The sequence below is a fragment of the Kitasatospora sp. NPDC088160 genome (genome assembly GCF_044741445.1).
In the GTDB taxonomy this organism is placed as follows: domain Bacteria; phylum Actinomycetota; class Actinomycetes; order Streptomycetales; family Streptomycetaceae; genus Kitasatospora.
Genome location: NZ_JBIUSS010000018.1, coordinates 51,437 through 65,571 on the forward strand (window position 1 = coordinate 51,437; position 14,135 = coordinate 65,571).

A 14,135-nucleotide genomic window follows, 5' to 3' on the forward strand; every position below is an offset into this window, starting at 1 on the left:
ACTCTCGGGCAGTGCGGTCGGAGACCGGAATTTTCCGTGGAAAATTCTCCCAGCACGAGAGCACGCCGGGGAGAACCACCGGCGCCCCGCTCAGACGCCCCGCTCACGGACGGCTGTCCTCCCTGGTCCAGGCGCCGACGCCGAGCCGTCCCGTGGTACCCAGGTCGATCTCCGGGACGACCATCACCGGGGCCGCGTCGGGGGTGGCTCGGACCCGCACGTACGGGGCGTTCACTGGGCTGCCCGCCTCCACGGTGTTGCGCCACACCAGCGTGGAACGGGCGCCCTCTCCGGGGCGCAGCACGATCTCCTGCGGCGGGTCGTCCGCGCCGGTGCCGCCGGCGATCCCGGCGCCGCCGGACAGGAAGCGCACCCCGTCGACCGGCCGGTGCCCCACGTCGAGCAGTTGCAGCTTCGGGTAGCCGTTGACGGACACCGCGGACGTCCCGCAGTTGCGCAGGTGCAGGCCGACCGCGCGCAGGCCCATCGCGGCGTCGCCGTCATCCGCGTACAGCCGCAGGCCCGAGGCCGGGCAGGGGCCGCCCGGCCGCGAGGCCTCGGCGCTGGGCACACTGCGGACCTGGACGATCTTCACCAGCGGTCCGGCGCCCGGCCGCGCCTGCCCGTGCCCGTCCAGCTCGATCCGACCCTTCGCGGTGGCCCCCGGAGCGAGCGAGGTGACGACCTGCGTCACGTTGTCCAGCGCACCCCCGGCCGCCGAGAGCCGGCTGAACACCGCTGTGACATCAGAGGTCTCGTCCTCCGGATTGGTGACCTCGTACTCGGCGCAGGCCGCACTGGCGGCCGTGATCCGCACCCCGCCCTGTGCGGGCCCGGGCGACGCCTGCGCATCGCGGGACGACGACGGCGACGGCGCCCCGCACGGCCCGGCACTGCCGGAGGCCGCCGGAATCCCCGTCGCCCCGTCTGCGCAGCCCACGAGCAGGGCCGCGCAGGCCGCGACCACCACAACCGCGGCAGCCGGCCGGCGGGCCGTCAGGTGATTCCCGGCGTTCTCGAACTGATGCATCAGCCGATGCGATCACGAACCACCCGGAACGACTATGAGCTGCGCCACTGCCCGCGGAACAGGACCGCAACGATCCGCCCGGCACCCGCCGAACCGAGCCCGGTCGGAGCTGCGGGCGCCCCTTCGCGCCGGCTGGCACCGTTGCCATCGGTGACCGGACCCCGCTGCCCGATGGTCCGAACCGGTCGCCTTCCGGCGCGGGGCGTGGTCTGCCGCGCGCGGTGGGGGATGTTCCGCGCCGGAGGCGACCCACAGAAAGGATTCTTCATGGTGGAGCACGTGTTCGCGCGCGTGGTACGGACGGTGACCGTCTCGGCCCTCGCCCTGGCGACGAGCGTCGGTGCGAGTGGTACGGCCGGCGCCGCCTCGCCGGAGGACCACCCCGTCGAGGTGAGCATCGGAGCCTCCGGTCTGCAAGCACCGGACACCGCGAAGGGCGGCCTGGTCAGTTTCCGGGTCAAGACGGACGACCCGAACGGCCGGCAGCTACAGCTGCTGCGTCCGCACGGGGGAGTGACCATCGACCAGGTCATCCGGGACCTCGCCGACGCGGTCAGCCCGTCGCCGGCCACCGCGAGCGCCGGGATCCGGGCGGTGAACGGTGAGGCGGACCTGCTGGGCGGGGCGCTGGTCACCTCGCAGGTGCACGAGCAGTTCACCGAGGAGGTCAGCCCCGGGCCGGTCTACCTGCTGGACCTCACCGCGTTCCGGGCGGACCCGGCCCACCCGGTCTCCAGGCTGCTGAACCTGGTCGGCACGAACGGTCAGAACGACAACCAGGTCCGCTTCGACGACGGCATCGTGATCGAGAAGGACACGGCCGAGGGCCCGCGTTTCCAGACCGAGGACGTCGACCACGCGCACCTGGCCTACCTGGTGCACGACGGGTCCGAGCAGATCCACGAGATGCAGCTGCGGCCGATCGGTGCGGACACCACCGACGAGCAGATCGGGGAGTACCTGAGGGACGTCGCGCTGGGCGGCCTGCCGGCCCGGTCCCCGTTCACCGGGCCGGCCACCGGCCTCGGCGCCATGTCCGGCGACCGCACCGCCTCCGTGCAGGCCCACGGCCTGCAGCCCGGACGGTACGTCCTGCTCTGCATGATTCCCGACGAGCGGACGGGCGTCCCGAACGCCGGCCTGGGCATGCGCAAGATCGTCACCCTGAAGTGACCGGCCGGGCCCTGGCACGCCGGCGGCAGCGGGCTGCCAGGGCCGACCGCCCCGGTCGGCGCATCTTCGCGATGGCGGGCCGGGTCAGGCGCCGAGCACGTCGTCGGCGCTGCGGGGTTCCGTGCGCGGCTGCTGGTTGAGCTTGTGGCGCGCGATGGAGGACCGCCGGTAGACCTCCTTGCGGGCCCGCATGATGTTGCCCAGGGGCGCGTGCTCGGCGGTGACCCGCCAGGGCGTGAAGGACAGCGAGTCCATCCTCTCCAGGTTCCCGGGGCCGGAGATGTCCTGCTGCGGCAGCCGCAGCTTGGCCACGGTGACGGACGGCGAGAGCTGCTCGGGCCACTCCACGGTGGTGTCCTCCACCGGCATGCGCTCCAGGTCGGTGCAGAGCTGGACCTGGATGTCGAAGGCGTAGGGCCGCTCCTGGAGCTCGGCTTGCAGGGCCGGCCGGAAGACCTCCGCCCCCGAGGCCGGGTCGATGGTGCGCCGGACCACCGCCGCGGCGAAGGCCGGGTCGGGGGTGATGCGCACCTTGGCGATGTAGTCCCCGTGCCGGACCGCGCCCATCGTCCAGTAGCTGGACAGCAGCAGGTTCGCCGGAGGCGTCTTCGACAGGCGGAGGAAGGCCAGGAACTCGTCCCAGGCCCAGTCGTCCTGGTCCAGCGTTCCTTTTCCGGTCACGAACTCGGTGAAGAACCGATGTGCGCCGGGTCGGCCCTGGGAGAAGTACGCCGGCGCGTTCAGGAACAGTTCCTGGATGAACAGGTAGTGCTCGACCGTGTTGCAGAAGAAGACCGGCCCGTTGATGTTGGCGTAGTCGAACGTGCCCGTGTCCGGTTCGTCCTCCAGCAGGGTCGGGCCGGGGATGTCGAACATCTTCAGCGCCAGTCCGGTGGCGGCGCCCAGACGCGCGTCGGCTCCGGCGTGGGGCGAGCCGTTGGAGAAGCGGATCAGCGCGTCGTGGGTTCCCGCAGTCGCGTAGATTCCCTGGGCGTACTCGGGGGGCAGCCCGTCCAGGATCTCCACTTCCCCTCGGACCAGCCCGTAGCCCTTGGCGTGGGCGTCGCGCAGGGCCCGTCCGGTGCCACCGGCCTTGACCGACTCGGCGATGTAGCTCTCGGTCTTCTCGATCACGGTCTGCACGTCGCGGTCGAAGTGGGGGTCGTCGTCTTCGACGTCGGGCGTGTAGCGGACGAACTGTGCTGTCATGACTCCGACCTCTCCTCGGAGAGTGCGACCGGACCTCAGGGGGTGGGAATCGCCCTCAGCCCTCCAGCTCGGCGAGCCAGCGCAGGGCGCGCAGACCCGGCAGGAAGCAGTACTCGCCGCCGCGGGTGACCACGAAGCTGGGCAGGTTCCTCAGACGACGCCGGACCGGCTTCTCGGGGATGGTGACGCTGCCGGTTCCGCCGTGATGCCCGGCCACCGGGTCCTTCTCGCCGGGGTAGCCGATGAAGTTGCCGTCGTTGACCCACTCGGCCTTGATGAACTCGAACTGCCGTTCCAGATGGGCCCCCATGAACACTCCGACCAGGCCGCGGTCGGCGCCGTCGTCCTCCAGCACGCCCTCGGGCAGCGGCGGGCCGTAGGTCGTGCCGCGCCGGATGAGCCGGTGCATCCGCGCGTCGCCGATGATGGTGGAATCACGGGGGTTGGTGCGCCGGATGTGCGCACCGGCCGGGCACCGGAAGCCGCGGTCGTCGTTCTCCCGGTACAGGAAGTCGTTGACGCGGCGCGGATCGGCCGCCAGCTCCGGATCATCGTGCTCCGGCGCCAGCGTCAGCGGCGCCCCGCTCGGCCAGCGCCCGACCATCTTCGCCGCCAGCAGTGCCTCCTCCTCGGCGCTGGAGCTGTTCGCGCGCAGGTACCGGCGCCAGGCCGCCACGTTGGTGTGGATCTTGCGCACGGCCACGTAGGTCCCGTTGCGTCCCAGGACGTCGGGGCTCGGCATGGGCGGCAGGCTGCCGGTTTCGTCGGCGTAGCCGAGGATGAACTCGCCGGCCTTGATGGGAACTTCCTGCGGGTTGGAGCCGGGCAGCCCGACGCCCTCGATGTTCGGATGGCTGATGCCGTCACGGAAGCCGAAGGTGGTACGCCCGGTCGGGAGCTGGTGGACCTCCTGCTGCCAGATCACCTGGACACCGGGTGTGTCCTCGTAGGCGACACGGGCCCGCGCCAGCTCCCTCTCCAGCTGCGCCGCGTCGGAGGAGAGGGCGCTCAACGCGATGTGGACCTCACCGGTTCCGAACGGTGCCTCCCAGTGGGCCGGTGCACTCTCGCCCGCGTCGCCGATCAGCCCGGCCCGAGCGGCCATGCCCTCGCGGAACGCCCGCGGAAAGCTGTCCAGCGACTCCCGGGGCACCCCCAGGGCCCTCAGCCCCTGGTAGGTGAACGCCACGGTCACCCAGGCATCCCGGCTCGGGTCCACGCTGGGCAGACCGCCCGAGGTCAACGGGAGCAGCCGGCGCAGCAGGGCGCGCCCGACGTGGCGGTCATCCACGCGCAGGAAGACGAACCTTCCCTCGTAGGGCACGGGCCGTGGACGCAGGGCCCCGCTCTGGACGTCGTCGATCTCGACGCGCACGCCCGCCGCGCTGCTGCCGTCCGCTGTGTTCATGGTCGCTTGTGCCTCTCCATACCTGTCTCCACACCTGTCTCCACACCTGTCTCTGCATCTGTCTCTGCCTGGACAGCCCGGCAACGGCCGACTCGCACCGGCCGAGTTGCTCCACCGATGGTGGGTGGGCTCCGACCGTCGGCCGTGCCCGGGTTCTATGCCGAGGCTTCCTCCAGCAGCTTCCGGAACGCCGGCGTGGCCACCAACTCCGCGTTGGCCGGGTTGTCCAGCGCCGCCCGGAACTGGGGGGTGTCCAGCACCTCCTGGAACGCGTCGTCCACGCGGTGGTCCTTGTAGATCTGCTGAACGGTGAGGTCGGGATAGGCGCTGACGAAGACCCCCGCGGGCTCCTGGTGGGCGACGAACCAGTCCTTCGCCCCCGGATCGGTGACGCCGGGGAACCCTTCGCTGTGCGAGAAGATCCTGTCGAAGCGGGACCCGACCACCGTCTGGGCGAAGTCGTCGATGTAGGTGTCCCAGGAGCCGTCGAAAACGCTGGCGAACATGAACCGGGTGTCGTTGTCGAAGATCACGTGCCGTGCGTCGTGCAAGGTGCCGATCTGGCGCACTGCCGCATGGACCTTCTCGTCGTCCGCCGAGTCGGCGAGCGTGGCCAGGTCCTCACGCAGCGCATCCGCGTGGCCCGGCTTGATCCTGGTGAAGACGGTGAACTCGCTGCAGACCCCATCCGACCTGCCCGGGCGTTCGGGGTGAGCCGATGGCGTTGCGCCTGTCGTCGCGGTCATCATGACGTCCTCCTGCCATGGTCGGTGCGAGGGTCGCCAACCGCCCGAACATGAGGCGCCATCGCCCTCACCTCTTCATCCTGACCCGAGCGCGACGGGGGCACCACCGGGCAACGAGCAGGCCGAGGCCCTCAGAGCTCCGAGAAGCTCACGAGGACAGCTTCGTCAGAGCGCGGGATCATGGAACATGGGCCTGCCGGGTTCGTCGTCACGCGCTCTGACTCCCGTCTGGAGGCAATCATGGGCAAAGTTCTCGGTGACGTCCTGGGTCTCGCAGCCGGCGTCGCGATCAGCCCACTGCCGATCATCGCCATCATCCTCATCCTCGCCACGCCTCGGGGACGCCTCAACGGAGTCCTCTTCGCCGTCGGCTGGATCCTGGGGCTCTCGGCGCTGGGCGCGGTGATGCTGGCGGTCGCTTCCCCCGCAGGCGCCTCTGCCCACGATCACCCGGCCACCTGGGTGGGAGTCCTCAAGCTCGTTCTGGGCCTGCTCCTCGTCCTCTTCGGCGCCCGGCAGTGGCACCGGCGCCCGAAGGATCCGTCGCAGGCCCAGCTGCCGAAGTGGATGAGCGCGATCGACCGCCTCACGCCGGTCAAGGTCCTCGCACTCGGACTGGCCCTGTCCGCGCTCAACGCCAAGAACGCCCCGCTGACCATCGCCGCGGGCGCCGCGATCGGCTCGGCCGGACTGCCGGTAGGGCAGCAGATCGCCTCACTGGCGGTCTTCGTCGTGATCGCCACCCTCGGCCTGTTGGCCCCCCTGGGAGTCTTCGTGCTCGGGGGAGAGCGAGCCCAGACCACGCTCGGTAACTGGAAGGACTGGGCAGCCCAGCACAACGTCGCCGTGATGGCGGTCCTGTTCTTCGTCCTCGGATTGAAACTGTTCGGAGACGGGATCTCCGTCCTCACCTCCTGACAGGCCGCTCCGTGAATCCCTTTCCTGGCGCGGAAGTCCGTGACCATAGAGGCGTCAGGTCGCGCCGATCGACAGGGCGCGGCACTGCCTAGTTTTCGCGCCGGGTCTCACGCCGGGTCTCGCGCTGGAGGTCGGCCACGTGGTGGAGGGCGGTCTTGAAGGCGGCGTACTCCCGCGCGCCCAGCGCCTTCGCGTGGCGCTCCTCGATCGAGCGCATGATGGCGGCGGCCGCCTCCATCTGGAGCAGGCCGCGTTCGGTGGGGTGGATCAGTTTGGCGCGGCGGTCCGCGGGGTCGGGTCTGCGTTCGACGTAACCCAGGCGTTCGAGGTCATCGACGAGGGTCCCGATGACCTGCTTGTGCTGTCCGGAGGCGCGGGCGAGTTCGCTGGCGCGGATGCCGTCGGTACGCAGGTAGGCGAGCACGGCGCCGGCGCGGGGCTGGATGTCGTCGAAGCCCTGCTCGGCGAGCACGGTGAACAGCTCGAGCTGGACGGAGAAGAGCACCCGGGCGGCGAGCACGCCGAGGTCCGGTTCCGCCGCCTGGTGTCCGCTCAACGCGTCTCCCGCTTCCGCCGTCTCTGGGCCCGCCCCGCGCTCCGCCCTGTGACCAGCAACTTTAGTCGCCCGCCCGGTGGGCTCGGGCGACACCCCAGGCGTTTCGGCGCCCCGCCCTGACCAGTGCTTGCGCCCCGGGGGACAGGGGTATAGCGTCAAAGTAGTCACTAATCTTGACTATCAATATCGGTGACTACTAGTGGCCAATGGAGCCGTGGCTCAACCCGAAGGAGCGCACGATGAGCGAGCACAGCAAGTTCCTGGAGTCGGTCACCCGGGAGAACGCCGCCGTGGTCCTGGTCGACCACCAGGTGGGCCTGCTGTCCGGCGTCCGGGACATCCCGCTCGGCGAGCTGAAGCACAACGTGGTCGCGCTGGCGCGCGCGGCGACCGTGCTCGGCATCCCGCTGGTCGTCACCACCACCGCGGCCGACAGCATGTGGGGGCCGACCGCCCCGGAACTGGTCCAGGCCCTGCCGGCCGGACAGCGGATCATCGACCGCAGCACGGTCAACGCCTGGCACGACGGCCGGGTCCGCGAGGCCATCGAGGCCACCGGGCGGCAGAAACTGATCTTCGCCGGAGTGTCCCTGGAGGTGTGCGCGGCGCTGCCCGCGATCGCCGCGACGGCCGCCGGGCACCACGCGTACGTCGCCGTGGACGCCTCCGGCACCTTCAGCCAGGCCAAGCGCGAGGCGGGACTGCTGCGCATGCAGCAGGCGGGCGTCACCGTCTCCGACTACGCCACCCTCATGGTCGAGGCCCTGGCCGACAACGCCGCCCCCGAGGCCGGCGACCTCTACGCCGCCCTCGACATGCCCTTCGCCGTCCTGGTCGGCCAGATCTCGGCGGCCGCCCGCCCCGCGTAACGGCCGGCGTACTCAGCTGATCCGGCCGTCACCGACCCACCCCACGGGGGGATGCGCCTCGCCTGTCGCCCGTCGCCTGTCAGTGCCAGCTGGCATGCTGCCGGACGGAAGAGGCCGGCAACGGGTGGCAAGGGCTGTGTGCGATGGGTTTTGAGGGCGGGGTCTGGCGTCTGGTGCGCCGGGAAGAGCCGGTGGGCGAGATCGTGGTCGAGGAGGCGGACTTCCCGTGGCTCCACGGGCGCTTCGTGCCGGGAACGGCGTTCCCCGCCGTCCAGCCGCTCTTCGCCCGTTCGCTCGCGCTGTCCGAGGCGGAGGACTGGGAGGCCTTCGACGACGCGTACGACGAGATCGCGAGCACCGTGTCGATGCTCTCGCCCTCGGGCCCGGTCGCCGAGTTCCTGCTGCACATCCAGGACGACAGGGCTTGGTTCCGGTGGAGTGACGAGCCGTTCGAGGACGCGGACGGGCCGGGCGGAGGGGAGGCGGGCAGTGCCGGACCGTCCGCCGCCTGACCGAAGTTCTCGCACGCGAACCGCTGGGCCGGATCATCGGCTTCGGTGAGCGTCTCGCCGAGGCGCTCCACCGCCTGGACCAGGAGCAGTTCGGGACGCTGCCGATCACCGGGGCGGTGTTGCCCGACGGCTCGCCGTTCCCTCAGTCGAGCGATCACTTCCTGTACGCGCGAGCTGCGGTCGTGGCTGCGGGCCGCGACGTGTACGAGAGCGTGTTCCACGATCCCGAACGGTTCGCTCCGTTCACCGCGCGACAGTGCGAACCGCTGCTCTACGTGCACGAGGAGGCGTTCGAGCTTGTGACCGGGACGGAGTGGGACCGCCTCACCCGCTACGACTACGAGTCCTGCTCGAACGCGGACGGCTGGCCCGAGCTCCGCGGCTGAGCACCAACCGTCGCAGGGCACCGTTCACCGTAGAGCCGGTCTCCGGTCGCGGGCCGGTCCGCGTGGCGGCCGCACAGTGTTCAGCGGGATCGAGGAGCGGGCCCGGGCCCCGCTCGGTGGGCGAGCGGGGCCCGGTCCCCTGGCGGCTGCCGGTCCGGCAGGCAGGCAGACAGGCAGACAGCTCAGGCTTCGATGTTCTCCAGGTCCGCGAGCAGGCCCGGGTGCGTCGGCTTCCAGCGGAGGGCGGTGCGGGTGTGAGCGCTGGAGGCAGGCTGGTCGGCCGCGAAGATCGGGCCGAGGGGACCGAAACTCTCCTGCGGCACCGGCTCGACGGGAAGGTCGAGCCGCCGTCCGATGACCGCGGCAATGTCGCGTACCGCGTCGCCTTCGTCTGCGACGGCGTGCCACGCGCTTCCGGCCGGGGCCTTCTCCAGGGCGAGCCGGAACAGGACGGCGGCGTCGAGCGCGTGGACGGCGGGCCAGCGCTGCGCGCCGTCTCCGGGGTAGCCGGCGACGCCGGTGCCGCGGGCGATGTCGGTGAGCAGCCCGGCGAACCCGCCCTGGCCCCGGTTGTGGACCGTGCGCGGCAGTCGTACCGCCGAGCTGCGCACGCCTCGTGAGGCGAGTGCGAGTGTGCGGTTCACCGACAGGCTGCGTCCGCTGACAGGTCCGTCCAGCGGCAGCGGGTCTTCCTCGGTCGAGGCGCGTCCCACCACGAGGGGCGTGCCGGACGCGGTGACGAGCGGCCTGTTCGTGGCGACGAGGGTGTCGCCGAGGGCCGCGAGTGCGGCGCTCTCCTCGGCGATCCCTCGCGCGAGTGCGTCGGGCGAGCTGAAGTCGTTGCTGAAGGCGAGGTGGATGACGCCGTCCGCCTGTTCCGCGCCGGTCCGCAGCACGTCGAGGTCGGCGAGCCCGCCACGGAGCACGTCGGCGCCGGCGGCTTTCGCGGTGGCCGCGGAGGCGTCGGATCGGGCGAGGGCGGTGACCAGGTGGCCTGCGGTGAGCAGTTCGGCGACGACGGCGGAGCCGATCAGGCCTGTGCCGCCGGTGATGAAGACGCGCATGGTGAGCTCCGAGGAGTGATGCGACTGTTGTCCCATCACTGTACGACGCGATGCGACACTTGTCCCGTCATCTAGACTGGCACTATGCCGCGATGGAAACCCGATGCCCGACAACGCCTGGTCGTGGCTGCGCTCGGCCTGTTCGCCGAGCAGGGCTACGACGAAACGACCGTCGCTCAGATCACCGAGCGGGCAGGGCTCACGCGGAGCACCTTCTTCCGCCACTTCACCGACAAGCGCGAGATCCTCACCATGGGACAGACGGCGCTCAGCCGCCTGCTGGCCGAGGGCATCGACGGCGCCCCTGCGGACGCGACGCCGATGACGGCCGTCGCGGCCGGACTCGAACGCGCATCGGGCGAGATGACGTCGTTCAACCGCGAGCTCAGCCCGCTGCTGCACGCGGCGATCGAGGCGAACGCGGAGTTGCAGGCGCGCAACGTGCTGAAGTGCATCGGCATGGCCACGGCGATGGTCGACGCGCTGAAGCGACGGAACGTCGCGGAACCCACGGCGCAGGTGGCCGCCGAACTCGGCGTCCTCGCGTTCAGGCTCGGCTACGCCCGGTGGGCCGACCCCAGCCGCGACGAGGACCCCGGCGAGCTGGCGCCCCACACGCGAGCCGCATTCGACCAACTCCGCGCGGCAGCCGCTGAGCTCCGCTGAGCTCAGCATCAGCCGCCACGAGGAGTCCTGCCGCCGGTTGCCGCCGCGTAGAGTGGACACAGAGAGTGCTGGATCACGGCTTCCCTTCTCGGAGGGTTATCGGTGAGACGCACGGATGCCTCCGGCGAGGCGGTGCCGGTCCGGCGGTTCCTGGACTTGGTCGACGGCGGCGCGAGTCGCGCCCGGCCGATCTGATCTGCGCGTCGGCGCCTCGTCTCGGGAGAGGCGATCCTGCTCGCGGAGGTTGCGGCGCGCGGGAGGAGACCTTCGCCATGAAACTGACCGCCGAGCGGCTGCGGACCTCCGTCCGCCGTGCCGCTCCGACCTCCACGCATCCGCCACCGGTGTCCGCCGCCGACGTCGGCCTGCTGGTACTCCGGCTCGCCGGCCTGCTGCTGGCCGGCCACGGTGCCCAGAAACTCTTCGGACTGTTCGGTGGCGCCGGCCTGAGCGCGACCGGTAAGGGCTTCGAGGCCCTGGGCTACCGGCCCGGTGTGCTCTTCGCCGCGCTGGGCGGCGCCTCGGAGCTGGCCGGCGGCCTGGGCCTCGCCCTCGGGCTGTTCACCCCGCTGGCCGCCGCCGCCGTGATCGGGGTGATGATCAACGCGATGTCCGTCAGCTCGGGCGGCGGCCTGTGGGCCGACAAGGGCGGCATGGAGTACCCGCTGTGCCTGGCGCTGATCGCGATCGCGGTCTCCGCCATCGGACCCGGACGCCTGGCGCTGGACCGTTCGTTCCGGTGGGGCCAGGGCGGGTGGTGGAGTGCGGCCGTCGCCCTGGGGATGGGCGGCATCGGCGCGGCCATCGTGCTGTCCCTGCAAGGGGTGACCCTCTAGCGCCACCAGCAACCAGGCGCACCCCTCACCCGGGACGTGCTCGGCATCGACCTGGACGGCGACCTGGTCGGCACCGTCGAAGCAGGGTGTGGCCGCCGGGCGGCAGAACCGCGTTCAACTCGCTGAGCCCGGCACGCGGGCGCGCTCATCCGGCGTGGTCGTAGTCCGGCAGGATCACGCCGTTGTGGGCGGCGCGTCCCTCGGCGCCCGCCGGGTTGGTGGGGTTGCGCAGGGTCGCGTTGCGGGTGTCGAGCAGGTCCTGGGTGCCGGGGACGAGGGTGGTGCCGCCGGAGGCGGCCAGCGCCTGGTTCCGCTCCACGAAGGGGCGTGCCTTGCGCTCGTAGGCCGCGAAGGCGGCCGCGTGGTCGGTGTGGCCGGCCAGTTCTCCGGCCAGGAGGTAGGCGCCGACGAGCGAGACGCTGGAGCCCTGGCCGGACAGGAACGAGGTCGCGTGGGCCGCGTCACCGGCGAGGGCGACGCGGCCGCGGGACCAGGTGGGCATGTGGATCTGGCTGACGACGTCGAAGAACAGGTCGTCGGCCTCGCGCATCGCGTTCACCAGGCGCGGGATGTGCCAGCCGCGCTCGGGGAAGGCGGCGGCGACGAGTTCGCGCTGCGCCTGCGGGTCCCGGAAGGCGTCGACGGGGGCGTCCTCCCGCTTGAGGACGAGGAACCCGTGTACGCGGTCGGCGGGTTCGTGGGCGTAGAGGACGGCCGCCCGGCCTGGCGTGTTCCAGACGATCCCTTCGTGGGCGAGGCCCAGGTCGTTCGCGAGGGTGAAACCGGCGAAGACGTGGCCGAGGTAGTGGTGGAACGCGTCCTCGGGGCCGAAGACCAGCCCGCGGGTGTTGGAGTGCAGCCCGTCCGTACCGATCACCAGGTCGAAGGTGCGGTGGGCGCCGCTGTCGAAGGTGACGTCGACGCGGTCCGCCCGGTCGTCCAGGGTGGCGATGGAGTCGCCGAAGAGGAATTCGACCCGGTGGCGGAGCGGAGCGTAGAGGGCGCTCGCCAGGTCGCCGCGCCGTACTTCCAGGTCCAGGCCTGCGGCGCCTCCGTTGACGGTTTCGGGGGCGACGGAGCCGATGGGCGCCCCGTCGGCGTCCACGAACGAGAGCTTGCGCGTGTCCACGTGGGCCTCGCGCAGTTGCGGGAGCAGCCCCATGCGGTCGACGACCTCGCGGGCGGCGCCGCGGATGTCGATGGCGTACCCGCCGCCCCGTACGGCTGACGCGCGCTCGACGACGGTGACGTCGAAGCCGTAGCGGTCGAGCCAGTAGGCGAGGGCCGGGCCGGCGATGCTCGCGCCCGAGATGAGGACCTTGCGGTTCGCGGAGTGGTTGTTCACGGTGTGCTCTCCTCCTGGCTGTCGCATCCTGGCGGTCACACCGAAGATGCGTACCTTAGGTATCTTTATGGACGGCACGGCGCACCCGCGGAGAGCGGGCGCAACCCCAGGATATAGATACCTAAGTTAGGTATTCAAGTGGAGGTGGTGGTCCGATGACCGCGGACTCGCGGGACAACCCCGGCGCGGACGAGCAGGCGGCAGCCGTCTGGGCGGCCCTGCCCCGGCTGGCCCAGCTGAGCAACGCCATGACCCGCGGCCGCCTGGCCGAACGGGCGGCCGAGGCGGCGGGACTCGCCCTGGACCGCCCCGCACTGAGCGCGCTCATGACCCTGCACATGGCGGACCGGCCGCTGCGCATCGGGGAGATCGCCGAACGGATGCAGGTGGTCGGCCCGCACGTCACGCGACAGGTCCAGGCGCTGGAGCGGCGCGGCCTCGTCCATCGCGTCGGCGACCCGCACGACCGGCGTGCCAGCCTCATCGAGGCGACCGCTGAAGGGACGAGGGCCGCGAACGCCTACGCGACGTCCATGATCGGCTGGTTCACGGACGCGACGGCGCACTGGTCGGACCAGGACCGCGGGGACCTGGGCCGATTGCTCGCGAGGCTGGCCGACGACGTCATCGCCCGCTTGGCCCTCCTCGACGACGACGACAGGCCATCGCCCGCCACCTGACCGCACACGGCCGCAGCCGCGCCGTTGACCGTCGATCACCACCCGGCCGGTCCGCGGCGGCGCGCCCCGCCGTTGCGCCCCGCCGTTGTGCCGCCTCCTATCGGGCGGCGGCCTCGTGGTGAATCATGGAGGCGGCCGAACGGAGCGAGGGCCTCGGGGCGGACGGCATCAGGTCGGCCGTCGAGGGTCCTCATCGAGTGGGATGGGAACAGCATGCCTCTTAGCGGCGAATACGAGCCGAGCCCGGAGAAGTGGGTCAGCGACCAGGTCGCGTTGTACGAGGGCTCCGGGGGCGCCGAGGGCACGACGCTCCGGGGCGTGCCGGTGGTCGTCCTCACCAGCCTGGGGGCCAAGAGCGGGAAGATCCGCAAGAACCCGCTGATGCGGGTGGAACACGAGGGGACGTACGCCCTGGTGGCCTCGCAGGGCGGCGCGCCCAAGAATCCGACCTGGTACCACAACCTGGTCGCGCATCCGCGGGTCGAGCTCCAGGACGGCGGCGTGCGCCAGGACATGACGGCCCGCGAGGTCGAGGGCGCGGAGCGGGAGCTGTGGTGGTCCCGCGCGGTCGAGGTCTGGCCGGACTACGCCGAATACCAGACGAAGACGGACCGGGTGATCCCTGTCTTCGTGTTGGAGCCGGAGACCGCCGGCCGTTGACCCCGAACGGCTCGGGCGGGGCCCGGACGGTCAGAAACCGCCCACCCGCCCGAGCCCTTCGGCCGGGACGGCAGCTC

Annotated in this window: 16 protein-coding genes; 9 read left to right on the top strand and 7 right to left on the bottom strand. The window is 71.3% G+C overall.

Features of this window, described 5'->3' with window-relative positions:
* Positions 1-103: 103 nt before the first annotated feature.
* Positions 104-1,030, bottom strand: coding sequence for a DUF4232 domain-containing protein (locus ACIOGZ_RS26470; RefSeq protein WP_363632191.1), 927 nt, complete (start codon positions 1,028-1,030; stop codon positions 104-106).
* Positions 1,031-1,297: 267 nt separating this feature from the next.
* Between ACIOGZ_RS26470 and ACIOGZ_RS26475 the strand changes: the two genes are divergently transcribed.
* Complete coding sequence (locus ACIOGZ_RS26475) at positions 1,298-2,203, top strand: hypothetical protein (protein WP_400987605.1); 906 nt, start codon at positions 1,298-1,300, stop codon at positions 2,201-2,203.
* A gap of 84 nt (positions 2,204-2,287) precedes the next feature.
* Here ACIOGZ_RS26475 and ACIOGZ_RS26480 read toward each other — a convergent pair whose 3' ends face one another.
* The 3 genes from ACIOGZ_RS26480 to ACIOGZ_RS26490 form a co-directional block, all read right to left on the bottom strand.
* Positions 2,288-3,412 carry a catalase family protein gene (locus tag ACIOGZ_RS26480; RefSeq protein ID WP_400810679.1) on the bottom strand — a complete coding sequence of 375 codons (1,125 nt, stop codon included), beginning with the start codon at positions 3,410-3,412 and terminating at the stop codon, positions 2,288-2,290.
* Positions 3,413-3,467: 55 nt separating this feature from the next.
* Entirely contained in the window at positions 3,468-4,820 is a 1,353-nt protein-coding gene (locus ACIOGZ_RS26485) for a Dyp-type peroxidase (RefSeq protein ID WP_400987607.1), read from the bottom strand.
* A 155-nt stretch (positions 4,821-4,975) separates the two neighbouring features.
* On the bottom strand, positions 4,976-5,566 hold the full coding sequence (locus ACIOGZ_RS26490) for a hypothetical protein (protein WP_400987609.1): 591 nt from the start codon (positions 5,564-5,566) through the stop codon (positions 4,976-4,978).
* Between the two features lie 240 nt (positions 5,567-5,806).
* On the opposite strand from ACIOGZ_RS26490, the gene ACIOGZ_RS26495 reads away from it, so the two are divergent.
* Entirely contained in the window at positions 5,807-6,484 is a 678-nt protein-coding gene (locus ACIOGZ_RS26495; protein WP_363620737.1) for a GAP family protein, read from the top strand.
* An 88-nt stretch (positions 6,485-6,572) separates the two neighbouring features.
* Here the strand turns inward: ACIOGZ_RS26495 and ACIOGZ_RS26500 are convergent, their stop codons facing one another.
* A complete protein-coding gene (locus ACIOGZ_RS26500; RefSeq protein ID WP_400987611.1) occupies positions 6,573-7,040 on the bottom strand; it encodes a MarR family winged helix-turn-helix transcriptional regulator in 468 nt (155 codons plus the stop codon).
* A gap of 239 nt (positions 7,041-7,279) precedes the next feature.
* On the opposite strand from ACIOGZ_RS26500, the gene ACIOGZ_RS26505 reads away from it, so the two are divergent.
* The 3 genes from ACIOGZ_RS26505 (at position 7,280) to ACIOGZ_RS26515 (ending at position 8,807) form a co-directional block, all read left to right on the top strand.
* Positions 7,280-7,909 carry an isochorismatase family protein gene (locus ACIOGZ_RS26505; protein ID WP_400987613.1) on the top strand — a complete coding sequence of 210 codons (630 nt, stop codon included), beginning with the start codon at positions 7,280-7,282 and terminating at the stop codon, positions 7,907-7,909.
* Positions 7,910-8,052: 143 nt separating this feature from the next.
* Entirely contained in the window at positions 8,053-8,421 is a 369-nt protein-coding gene (locus ACIOGZ_RS26510) for a hypothetical protein (protein WP_400987615.1), read from the top strand.
* 23 nt (positions 8,422-8,444) lie between these two features.
* Positions 8,445-8,807, top strand: a complete 363-nt coding sequence (locus tag ACIOGZ_RS26515) for a DUF4240 domain-containing protein (RefSeq protein WP_400987756.1) — start codon at positions 8,445-8,447, stop codon at positions 8,805-8,807.
* A 182-nt stretch (positions 8,808-8,989) separates the two neighbouring features.
* Here ACIOGZ_RS26515 and ACIOGZ_RS26520 read toward each other — a convergent pair whose 3' ends face one another.
* The gene (locus tag ACIOGZ_RS26520) at positions 8,990-9,871 is read right to left on the bottom strand and encodes an SDR family oxidoreductase (RefSeq protein ID WP_400987617.1); all 882 of its coding nucleotides are present in this window, start codon (positions 9,869-9,871) and stop codon (positions 8,990-8,992) included.
* An 84-nt stretch (positions 9,872-9,955) separates the two neighbouring features.
* Here ACIOGZ_RS26520 and ACIOGZ_RS26525 point away from each other — a divergent pair, with 84 nt between their 5' ends.
* Entirely contained in the window at positions 9,956-10,537 is a 582-nt protein-coding gene (locus ACIOGZ_RS26525; RefSeq protein ID WP_363586637.1) for a helix-turn-helix domain-containing protein, read from the top strand.
* A 272-nt stretch (positions 10,538-10,809) separates the two neighbouring features.
* The gene (locus ACIOGZ_RS26530; protein WP_400987619.1) at positions 10,810-11,373 is read left to right on the top strand and encodes a DoxX family protein; all 564 of its coding nucleotides are present in this window, start codon (positions 10,810-10,812) and stop codon (positions 11,371-11,373) included.
* Positions 11,374-11,518: 145 nt separating this feature from the next.
* On the opposite strand, the gene ACIOGZ_RS26535 is transcribed toward ACIOGZ_RS26530, so the two are convergent.
* Positions 11,519-12,745, bottom strand: coding sequence for an FAD-dependent monooxygenase (locus tag ACIOGZ_RS26535; protein WP_400987758.1), 1,227 nt, complete (start codon positions 12,743-12,745; stop codon positions 11,519-11,521).
* 128 nt (positions 12,746-12,873) lie between these two features.
* Here ACIOGZ_RS26535 and ACIOGZ_RS26540 point away from each other — a divergent pair, with 128 nt between their 5' ends.
* A complete protein-coding gene (locus tag ACIOGZ_RS26540; RefSeq protein ID WP_363586635.1) occupies positions 12,874-13,398 on the top strand; it encodes a MarR family transcriptional regulator in 525 nt (174 codons plus the stop codon).
* A gap of 213 nt (positions 13,399-13,611) precedes the next feature.
* Positions 13,612-14,058, top strand: coding sequence for a nitroreductase family deazaflavin-dependent oxidoreductase (locus ACIOGZ_RS26545; protein WP_363586634.1), 447 nt, complete (start codon positions 13,612-13,614; stop codon positions 14,056-14,058).
* Positions 14,059-14,135 lie beyond the last annotated feature (77 nt).

Bases quoted from the DNA above. Each gene is read 5' to 3' on its own strand.
- ACIOGZ_RS26470 (WP_363632191.1), bottom strand. From the start codon at position 1,030: ATGCATCAGTTCGAGAACGCCGGGAATCACCTGACGGCCCGCCGGCCG.
- ACIOGZ_RS26475 (WP_400987605.1), top strand. From the start codon at position 1,298: ATGGTGGAGCACGTGTTCGCGCGCGTGGTACGGACGGTGACCGTCTCG.
- ACIOGZ_RS26480 (WP_400810679.1), bottom strand. From the start codon at position 3,412: ATGACAGCACAGTTCGTCCGCTACACGCCCGACGTCGAAGACGACGAC.
- ACIOGZ_RS26485 (WP_400987607.1), bottom strand. From the start codon at position 4,820: ATGAACACAGCGGACGGCAGCAGCGCGGCGGGCGTGCGCGTCGAGATC.
- ACIOGZ_RS26490 (WP_400987609.1), bottom strand. From the start codon at position 5,566: ATGACCGCGACGACAGGCGCAACGCCATCGGCTCACCCCGAACGCCCG.
- ACIOGZ_RS26495 (WP_363620737.1), top strand. From the start codon at position 5,807: ATGGGCAAAGTTCTCGGTGACGTCCTGGGTCTCGCAGCCGGCGTCGCG.
- ACIOGZ_RS26505 (WP_400987613.1), top strand. From the start codon at position 7,280: ATGAGCGAGCACAGCAAGTTCCTGGAGTCGGTCACCCGGGAGAACGCC.
- ACIOGZ_RS26510 (WP_400987615.1), top strand. From the start codon at position 8,053: ATGGGTTTTGAGGGCGGGGTCTGGCGTCTGGTGCGCCGGGAAGAGCCG.
- ACIOGZ_RS26520 (WP_400987617.1), bottom strand. From the start codon at position 9,871: ATGCGCGTCTTCATCACCGGCGGCACAGGCCTGATCGGCTCCGCCGTC.
- ACIOGZ_RS26525 (WP_363586637.1), top strand. From the start codon at position 9,956: ATGCCGCGATGGAAACCCGATGCCCGACAACGCCTGGTCGTGGCTGCG.
- ACIOGZ_RS26530 (WP_400987619.1), top strand. From the start codon at position 10,810: ATGAAACTGACCGCCGAGCGGCTGCGGACCTCCGTCCGCCGTGCCGCT.
- ACIOGZ_RS26535 (WP_400987758.1), bottom strand. From the start codon at position 12,745: ATGCGACAGCCAGGAGGAGAGCACACCGTGAACAACCACTCCGCGAAC.
- ACIOGZ_RS26540 (WP_363586635.1), top strand. From the start codon at position 12,874: ATGACCGCGGACTCGCGGGACAACCCCGGCGCGGACGAGCAGGCGGCA.
- ACIOGZ_RS26545 (WP_363586634.1), top strand. From the start codon at position 13,612: ATGCCTCTTAGCGGCGAATACGAGCCGAGCCCGGAGAAGTGGGTCAGC.